Annotated in this window: 10 protein-coding genes; 7 read left to right on the forward strand and 3 right to left on the reverse strand. The window is 70.7% G+C overall.

Annotation, left to right across the window (positions count from 1 at the left end):
- Positions 1-12: 12 nt before the first annotated feature.
- The 3 genes from AC5DRG_RS05470 to AC5DRG_RS05480 form a co-directional block, all read right to left on the reverse strand.
- The gene (locus AC5DRG_RS05470; RefSeq protein WP_491808449.1) at positions 13-810 is read right to left on the reverse strand and encodes a ThuA domain-containing protein; all 798 of its coding nucleotides are present in this window, start codon (positions 808-810) and stop codon (positions 13-15) included.
- A gap of 3 nt (positions 811-813) precedes the next feature.
- Complete coding sequence (locus AC5DRG_RS05475) at positions 814-1,578, reverse strand: SDR family NAD(P)-dependent oxidoreductase (RefSeq protein WP_471040522.1); 765 nt, start codon at positions 1,576-1,578, stop codon at positions 814-816.
- A gap of 93 nt (positions 1,579-1,671) precedes the next feature.
- A complete protein-coding gene (locus AC5DRG_RS05480) occupies positions 1,672-2,910 on the reverse strand; it encodes an acyl-CoA dehydrogenase family protein (protein ID WP_491808450.1) in 1,239 nt (412 codons plus the stop codon).
- Positions 2,911-3,103: 193 nt separating this feature from the next.
- On the opposite strand from AC5DRG_RS05480, the gene AC5DRG_RS05485 reads away from it, so the two are divergent.
- From AC5DRG_RS05485 to AC5DRG_RS05515, 7 genes are all read left to right on the forward strand, one after another.
- Complete coding sequence (locus AC5DRG_RS05485) at positions 3,104-4,642, forward strand: AMP-binding protein (RefSeq protein WP_491808451.1); 1,539 nt, start codon at positions 3,104-3,106, stop codon at positions 4,640-4,642.
- Between the two features lie 39 nt (positions 4,643-4,681).
- Entirely contained in the window at positions 4,682-5,287 is a 606-nt protein-coding gene (locus AC5DRG_RS05490; protein WP_266896124.1) for a histidine phosphatase family protein, read from the forward strand.
- A gap of 30 nt (positions 5,288-5,317) precedes the next feature.
- The gene (locus AC5DRG_RS05495; RefSeq protein ID WP_491808452.1) at positions 5,318-6,508 is read left to right on the forward strand and encodes an acetyl-CoA C-acyltransferase; all 1,191 of its coding nucleotides are present in this window, start codon (positions 5,318-5,320) and stop codon (positions 6,506-6,508) included.
- A 19-nt stretch (positions 6,509-6,527) separates the two neighbouring features.
- Complete coding sequence (locus AC5DRG_RS05500; RefSeq protein ID WP_491808454.1) at positions 6,528-7,502, forward strand: PDR/VanB family oxidoreductase; 975 nt, start codon at positions 6,528-6,530, stop codon at positions 7,500-7,502.
- Between the two features lie 84 nt (positions 7,503-7,586).
- On the forward strand, positions 7,587-10,817 hold the full coding sequence (icmF, locus tag AC5DRG_RS05505) for a fused isobutyryl-CoA mutase/GTPase IcmF (protein WP_491808455.1): 3,231 nt from the start codon (positions 7,587-7,589) through the stop codon (positions 10,815-10,817).
- 26 nt (positions 10,818-10,843) lie between these two features.
- Positions 10,844-11,704, forward strand: a complete 861-nt coding sequence (locus AC5DRG_RS05510) for a 3-hydroxybutyryl-CoA dehydrogenase (protein ID WP_491808457.1) — start codon at positions 10,844-10,846, stop codon at positions 11,702-11,704.
- A 222-nt stretch (positions 11,705-11,926) separates the two neighbouring features.
- On the forward strand, positions 11,927-13,324 hold the full coding sequence (locus AC5DRG_RS05515) for an MFS transporter (protein WP_491808458.1): 1,398 nt from the start codon (positions 11,927-11,929) through the stop codon (positions 13,322-13,324).
- The last annotated feature ends 46 nt before the right edge of the window (positions 13,325-13,370 follow it).

Raw genomic sequence — 13,370 nt, forward strand, 5'->3', positions numbered from 1 at the left:
CCCGAGCCTCGCTCAGGTGCCGGCCCGCTCCTCTGCCGGGTTTCGCCCACTCACCGTCCGCCCCACACACCGCCGCAGCACCGTCATGAACTCCCGCGTTTCCCACGGCCCGCGATCCACCCGGCCGGTGTCGTCCACGCCCAGGTCCTGTACGTCGTAACGGCCCCTGCAGTGCCCGAGGGTGAAGTAGCAGACCTCGCCGAGACCGTGCCGCTTGAGATACAGCACCGGTCGGGGCGCGGCGTCGAGGGCCGCCGTGTCACCCTCGGCGAAACCGCGGCACGGCCCCGTGTACTCGGCATGCAGCAGCACCTCCAACTCCCCGTGCAGCTCGCACACGTAGAGCTCGTCGGTCACCGTGAACGGGCCGACCCCGGCGACCAGCGGATGCTCGGGCTGCGTCACCCGCACCTCATACGGCTCGATCGGCGGATGGGCCAGGAACTGGCTGCCGAGCACCGGCGCCAGTTCCCACAGGAGCCGCGGGGTCGTGAACACCCGCGGTCCGTCACTCGCCGACGGCTCGATCACCGAGTTGGTGCCGTGCAGGGCGAGCCAGCGCCCGCCCCGCTCGACGAACCGTGCCAGCGCGGCCCGCTGTGCCGGGCGGGGCCGGACGTCACAGGTGTAGGTGACCAGCAGGTCGGCCTTGTCGAGCGCGGCCACGCAGTCGTAGTCCTGATACACGGTGGTGCGCACTCGTGGATGCTCACCGAGCAGCTCCAGCAGCCGGAGCCGCGCGTAGTCGAAGTCGTGCCAGCGGCCGCCGCAGACCAACACGGCGTCCAGGCAGCCGGCCGGGCCCGCCACGGCTCAGTACTGGACGCGGGTGAGCAGCCCGCCGTCCACCACGAGGTTGACCCCGACGCAGAAGGAGCCGGTCCGCCCGAGCAGGAACGCCACCGCCGCGGCCACGTCCTGCGCGGTGCCGTAACGGCCGATCGGGAGCTTGGCGAGCACCTCCTCGTACACCTCCGGGCGGCTGGTGCGGATGGTCTCCCAGGCGCCGCCGGGGAAGTCGATCGGGCCGGGCGAGACGGTGTTGACGCGGATGCCCTTCGGCGCGAGGGCGTGCGCGAGGGCCGAGGCGTGCTGGACCACGGCTGCCTTGAGCGCGGAGTACGAGTTCGCTCCGGCCGGGCGCGCGGTGTCGGAGGCGTTGGTGGTGCCGATGGCGACGACGGCGGCCCGGTCGGAGGCCTCCAGGTGAGGCAGGGCCGCCTCGACGAGTCCCGCGAACGGGATCAGGTCGCCGCGCAGACTGGCCTCCCAGGACTCGGGGCCCTTCACATTGCCCGCCGAGACGTTGGACACCAGCAGGTCCAGGCCCCCGAGTTCACCGGCCGCGCGCTGCACGAAGCCCACGAGCGCGGCCGGGTCGGTGACGTCGACCGGTTCCGCGAACACCGTGGCCCCCTCGCCGCGCAGTTCGGCGGCGGTCTTGGCCAGTCCTTCTTCGCCCCGGGCGCACAGCGCCAGGGCACAGCCCTCGGCCGCCAGGGTGGTGGCGATCGCCCGGCCGATGCCCCGGCTCGCGCCGGTCACCAGCGCCTTCGCGCCTGTCAGTCCCAGATCCATCGATGTCACTCCTTTGTGATTGGCGAACGCGACTGCCGAATGCGATTGCCGAATGTGACTGCCGAATGCTGCTGTTGAAGAGGACCCTGCGCCTCAGTTGCCGGGAAGCTGCGAGAACGGCATGCGGTCCACCCGCGGCTCCGGCGGCAGCTTCAGCACCCGTTCGCCGATCAGGTTGCGCTGGATCTGGTCGGTGCCTCCGGCCAGCCGGTAGCCGGGGGCGCCGAGCAGGTGCTGCGCCCAGGCGAAGGTGCCCGCCTCCCCGGTGTCGGCGCTGATCCGCGCGCCCATCAGCTCGGCGGCGACCTGTCCTGTGCGGGTGAGCAGGTCGGAGGCCATGAGTTTGGTCAGCGACGCCTCCGGGCCCGGCCGGCCGCCGGCGGCGCTCGTCCTGGCGACGCGGTCCACGGTGGCCGCGCGCAGGGCGGCGCGTACGTACAGGTCGGCGAGGCGCTGGCGGACCAGCGGGTCCTCGGTGCGGCCGAGGGAGCGGGCGAGTGCGAGGACGTCCGCAAAAGTGCCGCCCTTGCGGCGGTTGCCGCCGCCGGAGGCGGTCCGCTCGAAGGCGAGCGTGGTGGTGGCGACCTCCCAGCCCTGGCCCGGTCGCCCGATCCGCAGCCGGTCCGGAACACGGACGCCGCTGAGGAAGACCTCGTTGAAGGAGGCGCCGCCGCTCATCTGACGGACGGGGCGCACCTCCACGCCGGTGGCGTCCATCGGGACCAGGAAGGCGGTGATGCCGGCCTGTTTGACCACGTCCGGGTCGGTGCGGGCGAGCAGCAGCCCGTAGTCGGCGAACTGGGCGCCCGAGGTCCACACCTTCTGACCGTCGATCACCCACTCGTCGCCTTCTTGGCGGGCACGGGTGCGCAGGGCCGCGAGGTCGGATCCGGCACCGGGTTCGCTGAAGAGCTGACAGGCCAGCAGGTCGGTGCGCAGGAACGCGCGCGCGTACGTGTCACGCTGCTCGGCCATCCCGAACAGGGAGACCGCCATGCCGACAAGGCGCACCGTGACGCTGATCAGCTCGGTGGACGGCGGCACCTCGAAGGCGGACTCCTCCTCGGCGAAGGCCGCCACGTGGGCGGCGGTCAGGCCCGCGCCGCCCTTGTCCTCGGGGAGGGTCAGTGCCTGGTACCCGGCGTCGAAGCGGGCGCGCTGGTAGACGCGGCAGCGCTCCAGGAGCAGGCGTTCCTCGTCCTCCGGGAGGTTGTGGAACACGGCGAGGTCGGCCGCCCCTGTGGCGGACTGCGGCGCCCGCGCCGGTTCGAGCACGCCGGCCAGCCACTGCCGGACCTGTGTGCGCCATGCGTCCGGATCGGGCTGGGACATGGCTCCTCCTCGAATACTTACCAGACGGAAGTTTGAGTAACGGTGATCGGAAATACACCGCCACCACCTCTGAAACTTGGGGAAATGACTCCACCTGGAACCAGAGTGTTCCGTACTTTCTTGATAAACGCTACAGTCTCCGCATCTCCTCTCCCTTCGAATCGGGAGAGGCCCAGGAGCCGCCGGAGGAGCCATGTCGCTGCTGCCACTCGACCGTCGCGCCCAGGAGACACCCGACGAGCCCGCCCTGGCGGACGACCTGGGCGTGCTGTCCTGGTCGGGCCTCGCCGACCAGGTGGCGCGGGCGACGGCACGGCTGCTGGAGCTCGCGCCCGGCCCCGACGACCGGGTCGCAGCCCTCGGCGACAACGCGATCCCGACGCTGGTGGCCCATCTGGCGGGCCTGCGTGCCGGAGTGGGGACCGTGGCCACATCCCGGAATCTCACGTCGGGCGAACTCGTCGACCAGATCATCGACGCGGGCGTGACCGGAATCATCGCCGGACCGGTCGGCGCGGGTGCCGCCCTCGACGCGGCCCGGGAACTGGGCCTTCCGGTCGTGATGCACGGAACCCCGGCAGTGGGGCACGCCTTCGCCTGGGACGCATGGCTCGCGGCCGCGCCCGCCGGGCACACGGCCCCGACGGACCGGCCCGCCCGGCCTCCGCTCGTCTACACCTCGGGAACCACCGGACGGGCGCGCGGCACCGAGGTGCGCTGGGTGAGCGGCCCGGTCGCCGACAGCTCCGCCTACCTCGCCGCGATGGCCTCCCGGCCGGGATTCCCGCCGGGACCGCACCTGGTGTGCGGCCCGCTGCAGCACAACGCGCCGCTGACCTCGCTGCGTCACCTGGCGGCCGGTCAGCCGGTCATCGTCCTCGACAGATACGACGCGGAGACGTTCCTCAGCCGGGTGCAGAGGTGGCGGGTCTCCTCGACGGTGATGGTGCCCACCCACTTCCAACGGCTCCTCGCCCTCCCGGAAGAGGTCCGCGCCCGCTACGACGTCTCCAGCCTGCGGCAGGTCTCGCACACCGGCTCCGCGTGCCCGCCGGACGTGAAGCGAGCCATGATCGAGTGGTTCGGCCCGGTGCTGACCGAGTCGTACGGCGCCAGCGAAGCGGGAACCGTCGCCCGCATCAGCAGCGCCGAGTGGCTGGCGCACCCGGGCTCGGTCGGGCGGGTCCGGCCCCCGTTCGAGGTCCTGGTCACCGACGACGACGGTCGGCAACTGCCGCCCGGCGAACAAGGACTGCTGGCCTTCCGGGCACCGAAGGACCAGGGCGTCCGCTACCACGCGGACCCGGACAAGACCAGGTCCGCCTACCTCTCCCCCGGCGTCTTCACGCTCGGCGACATCGGCTACGTCGACGCGAACGGCTACATCTTCATCACCGACCGGGCCGCGGACGTCGTGGTCTCCGGCGGCGTGAACCTGTACCCGGCCGAGAGCGAGGCGGTCCTGCGGCAGCACCCGGCGATCGCCGAGGTCGCGGTCATCGGCGTGCCCGATGCGGACTTCGGCGAGTCGCTGCGGGCGCTGGTCGTGGCCGCGGCCGACGAGCCGCCGACCGAGGACCTGGACCGGTTCTGCCGCGACCGCCTCGCCGCCTACAAGTGCCCGAAGTCGTACGAGTTCGTCCCCGAGCTGCTGCGCAACGCGATGGGCAAGCTCGACAAGCGTGCGATGCGGCGCCCCTATTGGAGCTCGGAACGGACCATCGCCGGCTGAGCCGACCCGCCCGTCCCTCACGCGTACGAAGGATCACCCATGACCGAACTCCTCCTCGTCCGGCACGGCCTCCCCCTGGCGGGTGTGTTCGACCCGGGGCTGTCGCCGGAGGGCAGCGCCCAGGCGGAGCGTCTCGCCGCCTGGCTCGTGCACGAGGACGTCGACGCCCTGTACACCAGCCCGTTCCTGCGTGCCCGCGAGACGGTGGCTCCCCTGGAACGGCTCACCGGCATGACGGCCACCGTCCTCGACGACCTGCGCGAGTGGGACACCGACGTCTCCCACCCCTACATGCCACCGGAGCAGATCGGCGCGGAGGACCCCCGCGGGGCGGCACTCGCCGAGGGACGCTACGAGGACTTCGTGCCCGATCTGGACTGGGATGCCTTCCGTGCGCGTGCCGTACGCGCCATGGACACCATCTTCGACGCCCATCCCGGCGGGCGGGTCGCGGTCGTGTGCCACGGCGGGATCACCAACACCTACCTGGCGACGGTGCTCGGCCTGCCGACGATGTTCTGGTTCCATCCCGGCTACACGTCCGTCAGCCGGGTGCGGCGCATGCCCGGCGGCCGGATCGTTCTGCACTCGGTGAACGAAACGGCCCACATGATCGCCCGACGTGCCGTCGACGCGGCCGCCTGACCCCGTCCCACTCCCCAGGAGGTCCCGGCCATGCCCGGATCCGTCATCGTCGCCGGAGCAAGGACGCCCATCGGCAGACTCATGGGCGCCCTGAGCACGGTGTCCGCCGTCGACCTCGGCGCCCACGCCATCGGCGCGGCGCTGGCCGCCGTGCACCTGGACCCGGCAGCCGTGGAAGCCGTCGTCATGGGCCATGTCGTGCAGGCCGGGGCCGGCCCCAACCCGGCACGGCAGGCCGCGATCCGCGCCGGCATTCCGTTCTCCGTCCCCGCGAGCACCGTCAACAAGCTCTGCCTGTCCGGTCTGCACGCCATCGCCCTGGCCGACCTCATGATCGCCTCCGGCCGTCACGACGTGGTCGTGGCCGGTGGCATGGAGTCCATGTCGGGCGCCCCGCACCTGCTGCGCGGATCACGCACCGGCTGGAAGTACGGCTCGACCACGGTGGAGGACGCCCTCGACCGTGACGCCCTCGTCTGCGCCTTCGACGGCGTCTCCATGGGAGCGGCCACCGAGCGCTATCAGCAGCCGTACGCCCTGACGCGCGAGGAGCAGGACGAGTACAGCGCGCTGTCCCATCAACGGGCCGCCCAGGCGCAGGAGTCGGGTGCGCTGTCCGAGGAGATCGTCCCGGTCACCGTGGGCGGGCACCGGGGCGAGACGGTGGTCGACACCGACGAAGGCGTACGGCCGGGGAGCACCGCAGAGGGACTGGGGCGGCTCAAGCCGGCCTTCTCGGGGGCGGGCACGATCACCGCGGGCAACTCGTCACAGCTTTCCGACGGCGCCGCGGCCGTCGTCGTGATGAGCGCGCAGCGCGCCCGCCGGGAGGGCCTGACCCCGCTCGCCGAGATCGGCGCCTACGGCACGGTCGCGGGCCCCGACCCCTCGCTGCTCGTCCAGCCGGCCGGCGCGGTCCGCGACGCCCTGTCCCGGGACGGCCGGCTGAAGTGCGCCGATCTGGACCTGTTCGAGATCAACGAGGCGTTCGCCTCAGTGGCTCTGGCTTCCGTACGGGAGTTGGACATCCCTCTGGACAAGGTGAACGTCAACGGCGGCGCGATCGCGCTCGGACACCCGGTCGGCATGACCGGAGCCCGGCTGGTGCTGACCCTCGCGGCCGAACTGCGACGGCGCGGAGGCGGCTGCGGAGCAGCGGCCCTGTGCGGGGGCGGCGGCCAGGGCGACGCGCTGCTGCTTCATGTGCCGACGCAGGCCTGACCCCCGGAGCTGACTCACCATGAACGACCAACTGCCCGCCTGGACGACCCTCACCGTGGCGACCCGCACCCCCGCCGCCGACGGCGTCGTCTCCCTCACCCTGCGCCGCCCCGACGGCGGTGTACTTCCCGCCTGGGCTCCGGGCGCCCACATCGACGTACTCCTGGACGGCGACGACGGTGAAGAGGGCGGCCTGATCCGTCAGTACTCCCTGTGCGGCCACTCGGCCGACCGTGCGGCCTGGCAGATCGCCGTGCTGCGCGAGCCGTGGGGCCGGGGCGGTTCCGCGTACGTCCACGACCATCTGCGCGAAGGCACCACCGTGCGGGTCCGCGGGCCGAGGAACAACTTCCCGTTGCGGCCCGCCGCACGCCATCTGTTCATCGCCGGCGGCGTCGGCATCACGCCCATCCTTCCCATGGTGGAGGCCGCCGAGGCCGCGGGAGCCGACTGGCTTCTGCTGTACGGCGGCCGCACCCGCACTTCCATGGCGTTCCTCGACCGCCTCGCCCCGCACGGGGACCGCGTGCTCATCCGTCCGCAGGACGAGTACGGCCTGCTGGACCTCGCCGCCCACCTCGGCGCACCCGAGGAGGGCACCCTGGTGCACGCCTGCGGTCCCGAACCCCTGCTGCTGGCGGTGCAGGAGCAGTGCGCGGGCTGGCCCCCCGGCACGCTGGGCGTCGAGCGGTTCGCCCCGACGCAGCCGAACGGGTCCGGCCCGGCCGAGGCCTTCGAGCTGGAGCTCGCTCGTTCCGGGCTCACCCTCACCGTGCCGTCGGACCGCTCGGTACTCGAAACCGTCGAGGAGGCAGGCGTCGCGGTGGACTTCTCGTGCCGGGAAGGCACGTGCGGCACCTGTGAGACGGACGTACTGGACGGCAAACCCGACCATCGCGACTCGCTGCTGAGCGAGGACGAGCGGGCCGCCGGCGACACCATGCTCATCTGTGTCTCCCGCTCGTGCGGGCCTCGCCTGGTCCTCGACCTGTGACGGCGATCACCCCCAGCAATTTACTAGGACGTCCTAGTATCTCTGGCGTCAGCAATACCCCCCGCTCCGTCCGGGAAGGCCCTCATGAGCGATCTGCACCGGCCCGTGCACCCTGTTCGCCTGGTCACCGCTTCAGCTCTGTTCGACGGGCACGACGCGTCGATCAACATCATGCGGCGGATCTTCCAGTCCCAGGGTGCCGAGGTGATCCACCTGGGCCACAACCGCTCGGTGCGGGAGGTCGTGGACGCGGCGCTGGAGGAGGACGCGCACGGCGTGGCCGTCTCGTCCTATCAGGGCGGGCACGTCGAGTACTTCGAGTACCTGGTCGAGTCGCTGCGTGCGCAGGGCGCCGACCACATCCGCGTGGTGGGCGGCGGAGGGGGCGTCATCGTTTCCGACGAGATAGCCCGTCTGCGCAACAGCGGGGTGACCATCTTCTCCCCGGAGGACGGCCAGCGGATGGGCCTGGCCGGGATGGTCAACTCGGTGGTGCGGGACTGCGACTTCGACCTCTGGGACGGCAAGCCGGCCGACGCGGCCGCCGTACTGGCCGGTGACCGGTTCGCGATCGCCCGCGCCGTCACCGGTGCGGAACTCGGCAAACTGCCCCCCGAGTTCCTCGCACAGCTGCGTGCCACGGCTGCCGCCGGCTCGGTTCCGGTGCTCGGCATCACCGGCACCGGTGGTTCGGGGAAGTCGTCGCTGACCGACGAGTTGGTGCGCCGGTTCCGTGTCGACCAGCAGGACAAGCTGCGGATCGCGGTGATCGCGGTCGACCCGACCCGGCGCCGCGGCGGTGGCGCCCTGCTCGGTGACCGCATCCGGATGAACTCCCTGGACGGCAGCCGGGTCTTCTTCCGCAGCCTGGCCACCCGCGGCAGCCGCGAGCTGCCCGAGCACCTGTCCGACGTGATCGACGTCGTCAAGGCCGCCGGCTTCGACCTGGTGATCGTGGAGACGCCGGGCATCGGCCAGGGCGACGCGGCGATCGTGCCGTTCGTCGACACCTCGATGTACGTGATGACGCCGGAGTTCGGCGCCGCCTCGCAGCTGGAGAAGATCGACATGCTCGACTTCGCCGACGTGGTGGCGATCAACAAGTTCGAGCGGCGCGGCGCCAAGGACGCGCTGCGCGACGTGGGCCGCCAACTGGTCCGCAACCGCGAGGCGTTCGGGATGCGGCCCGAGGACATGCCGGTGTACGGCACCTCGGCGGCGACGTTCAACGACGACGGCGTCACCGCGCTGCACCAGCACCTGAAGACCGCCCTGGCCGAGAAGGGACTGCCGCTGTCCGAAGGCACGCTGGCACCGATCGCCATTCGCCACTCCTCCGGCATCCGACAGGTGGTTCCCGCGGACCGGGTGCGCTACCTCGCCGAGATCACCGACACCGTCCGCGCCTACCACGGCGAGACCGCCCAACTGGCCGAGGCGGCACGGCGGGTGCAGCGCCTGGACGCGGTCCGGGGCGAGCTCGTCGAGGCCGGCTCCGACGCCGAGAACGTGCAGTCGCTGCTCGACAAGGCCTGCAGGCAGCTGCCGCACGACATCAGCGAGCAGATCGAGAACTGGCCCGCCGTGGTGGCGTCGTACTCCGGCGACGAGCAGGTCGTGAAGGTCCGTGACAAGGAGATCCGCACCAAGCTGACCCGCGAGTCGCTCTCCGGCAACAAGATCCCCCGCGTCGCCCTGCCTCGCTTCACCGACCACGGGGAGCTGGTGCGGTTCTGGCGCGGGGAGAACCTGCCCGGCCGCTTCCCCTTCACCGCCGGGGTGTTCCCCTTCAAGCGTGACGGTGAGGACCCGGCGCGGATGTTCGCCGGCGAGGGCGACCCGTTCCGCACCAACCGCCGCTTCAAGCTGCTCTCCGAGGGCCAGCCCGCCACCCGCCTGTCCACCGCCTTCGACTCCGTCACCCTCTACGGCCGCGACCCCGACGAACGCCCCGACATCTACGGCAAGGTCGGCACCTCCGGAGTCTCAGTGGCCACGCTGGAGGACATGAAGGCGCTCTACGACGGCTTCGACTTGGTCGCGCCGACGACGTCGGTGTCGATGACGATCAACGGGCCCGCGCCGACCATCCTGGCCTTCTTCCTCAACACCGCCGTCGACCAGCGACTCGACCGCTTCCGGGCCACCGAGGGCCGCGAACCGTCGCCCGAGGAGACGGCCGAGCTGCGGGCGGACGCGCTGGCGAACGTGCGCGGCACAGTCCAGGCCGACATCCTCAAGGAGGATCAGGGCCAGAACACCTGCCTGTTCTCGACCGAGTTCTCCTTGCGGATGATGGCCGACATCCAGGAGTGGTTCATCGAACAGAAGGTCCGCAACTTCTACTCGGTGTCCATCTCCGGCTACCACATCGCCGAAGCCGGCGCGAACCCCATCAGCCAGCTCGCCTTCACCCTGGCCAACGGCTTCACCTATGTCGAGGCCTACCTCGCCCGGGGCATGCACATCGACGACTTCGCCCCGAACCTGTCGTTCTTCTTCTCCAACGGCATGGACCCCGAGTACTCCGTCCTCGGCCGCGTGGCCCGCCGTATCTGGGCGGTCGCGATGAAGGAGAAGTACGGCGCGGGCGAGCGCAGCCAGAAGCTGAAGTACCACGTCCAGACCTCGGGCCGCTCGCTGCACGCCCAGGAGATGGACTTCAACGACATCCGCACCACCCTGCAGGCGCTCATCGCGATCTACGACAACTGCAACAGCCTGCACACCAACGCCTACGACGAGGCCGTCACCACCCCCACTGAGGAGTCCGTCCGCCGTGCCCTGGCCATCCAGTTGATCATCAACCGGGAATGGGGCCTGGCCATGAACGAGAACCCCCTCCAGGGCTCGTTCATCATCGACGAACTCACCGACCTGGTAGAGGAAGCCGTCCTGGAGGAGTTCGAGCGGATCAGCGAGCGCGGCGGCGTGCTCGGCGCGATGGAGACCGGCTACCAGCGCGGCCGTATCCAGGACGAGTCGATGCTCTACGAACAGCGCAAGCACGACGGCACCCTGCCCCTCATCGGCGTCAACACCTTCCGCAACCCCCACGCCGACATCGCCGAGCCCGGCGTCATCGAACTCGCCCGCGCCACCGAGGAGGAGAAGCACTCCCAACTGGCGCGCGTACAGGACTTCCAGGCCCGACACCAGGAGCCGGCCCACGCCGCCCTGGCTGCCCTCAAGGACGCGGCGGTGGGCGGCGACAACGTCTTCGCCGTCCTCATGGACGCCGCCCGCGTCTGCTCGCTGCAGCAGATCACCGACGCCTTCTTCGAGGTCGGCGGCCAATACCGCCGCAACGTCTGACCACCACTGACCGGATAGGACATCGCATGGACTCCGTCACCCGTCTCGGCGTCGTCGGCTGCGGCCTCATGGGCTCCGGCATCGCCGAAGTCGCCGCCCTGGGCGGCCTCGACGTCCGTGTCGCCGAAGCCACCCCCGACGCCGTCGAGGCAGGCCGCCGTCGAGTCACCGCCTCCCTCGACCGAGGCGTGCAGCGCGGCAAGATCACCGAGGAACAGCGCGACCAGGCCCGCGCCCGGCTCTCGTTCACCCACGACCTCAGTGACCTGTCCGACCGTCAATTCGTCGTCGAGGCCGTCGCCGAGAACCGCGAGATCAAGACCGACGTCCTGCGCTCCCTGGACAAGGCGGTCGAAGACCCCGCGGCGATCCTGGCCACCAACACCTCCTCCATCCCCGTCGCCGATCTCGCCGTCGCCACCGAGCGGCCCGGCCAGGTCATCGGCATGCACTTCTTCAACCCCGTCCCAGTACAGAGGTTGGTCGAGCTCGTTCCCGCCCTCACCACCAGCCCGGACACCGTTCAGCGCACCCGCGACCTGGCCACGCAACTCGGCAAGCAGCCCATCCAGGCACCCGACCGCTCCGGCTTCGTCGTCAACGCCCTCCTCGTGCCCTACCTGCTCAGCGCGGTCCGGATGGTGGAGTCCGGCGGCGCCCGGCCCCAGGACATCGACCAAGGCATGGAACTCGGCTGCGCCCACCCCATGGGCCCGCTCCGCCTGCTCGACCTGATCGGCCTTGACACCGCCCAAGCCGTCGCCGAGTCGATGTACGAGGAGTTCAAGGAACCGCTGTACGCCCCGCCGGCACTACTGCGCCGCATGGTCGCCGCAGGCCACCTCGGCCGTAAGAACGGCCGAGGCTTCTACGCGTACGACGCCTGAACAAAGGCCGGCCGCCCACAAAGCCCAGGCCTGCCCAGTACCGTCGTGACGCTACGTGATGGGAACAAAACTCCTCACTCGGACTTCGAAGTGAAGGCATAGAGGGCGCACGCATACTCCACCCCCGAACTATGTAGTCCCACCACATGTCCGCCTGACCTGCCTCTTCCTACGGTGTGCCGACACGTACCCGTCCCCATCGCACACGAGGAAGTGGCGCACATGGCCTCCGCAGCATCCGCTCCACCGACGCCCGGCACCCCCGCCAGTCTCAAGCGCATCGTCGCCGCCAGCCTCATCGGCACCACCATCGAGTGGTACGACTTCTTCCTCTACGGCTCCGCGGCCGCCCTCGTCTTCAACAAGCTGTTCTTCCCCGACTCCGACCCGCTCGTCGGCACGCTCCTGTCCTTCCTGACCTACGCGGTCGGTTTCGCGGCCCGCCCGCTGGGTGCCCTTGTCTTCGGGCACTACGGCGACCGGCTCGGGCGCAAGAAGCTGCTGGTGCTGAGCCTGCTGCTGATGGGCGGTGCGACGTTCGCGATCGGACTGCTGCCGACGCATGCGACCGTGGGCGCCGCCGCGCCGGTCCTGCTCACCGTGCTGCGTCTGGTCCAGGGTTTCGCGCTCGGCGGCGAGTGGGGCGGGGCCGTGCTGCTGGTGTCCGAGCACGGGGACACGCGGCGCCGGGGATTCTGGGCCTCGTGGCCGCAGACCGGGGCGCCCGCGGGTCAGCTCCTGGCCACCGGCGTGCTGTCGCTGCTGACCGCCGTCCTGTCGGACAGCGCCTTCACCACCTGGGGCTGGCGAATCCCGTTCCTGCTCTCCGGTGTGCTGGTGGTCGTCGGTTTGTGGATTCGTCTTTCTGTCGATGAATCGCCCGTGTTCAAGGAGGCGTTGGCGCAGGCGGAGGCCCGGAAGGCGAACCGGACGGAGCAGACCGAGAAGCTGCCCCTCGTCTCGGTGTTCCGGCACCACTGGCGCGACGTGCTGATCGCGATGGGCGCCCGCATGGCCGAGAACATCAGCTACTACGTCATCACGGCCTTCATCCTCGTCTACGCCACCACGTCGGCCGGCGTCTCCAAGCAGACGGCGCTCAACGCCGTACTCATCGCCTCCGCCGTGCACTTCGCCGTCATCCCGCTCTGGGGCGCGCTGTCGGACCGGATCGGACGACGTCCCGTCTATCTGCTGGGTGCGGCGGGCATCGGCCTGTGGATGTTTCCGTTCTTCTCGCTCATCGACACGGGCGGTTTCGGCAACCTGATCCTCGCCGTGACCGTGGGGCTGGTGCTGCACGGCGCGATGTACGCGCCCCAGGCCGCGTTCTTCTCCGAGATGTTCGCGACCCGGATGCGCTACTCCGGCGCCTCCATCGGCGCCCAGTTCGCCTCGGTCGCGGCGGGAGCGCCCGCGCCGTTGATCGCCACCGCTCTGCTCGCCGACTACGACAGTTCCACCCCGATCGCGCTGTATGTCATCGCCGCGGTGGTGGTGACGCTGATCGCGGTGGGCGCGGCCAAGGAGACCCGGCACCGCGACCTCGCCGAGATCGAGGCCTCAACCGGTGAGGAACGGCCCGCGACGGTGCCGGCGGCCGACGCGCGTACCGCCTGATCCGGCGATCCCGCCCGCCCTGGGGCCGGCCCCCGTACGTCCGTGC

Source organism: Streptomyces sp. JLBG701 (assembly GCF_058544905.1).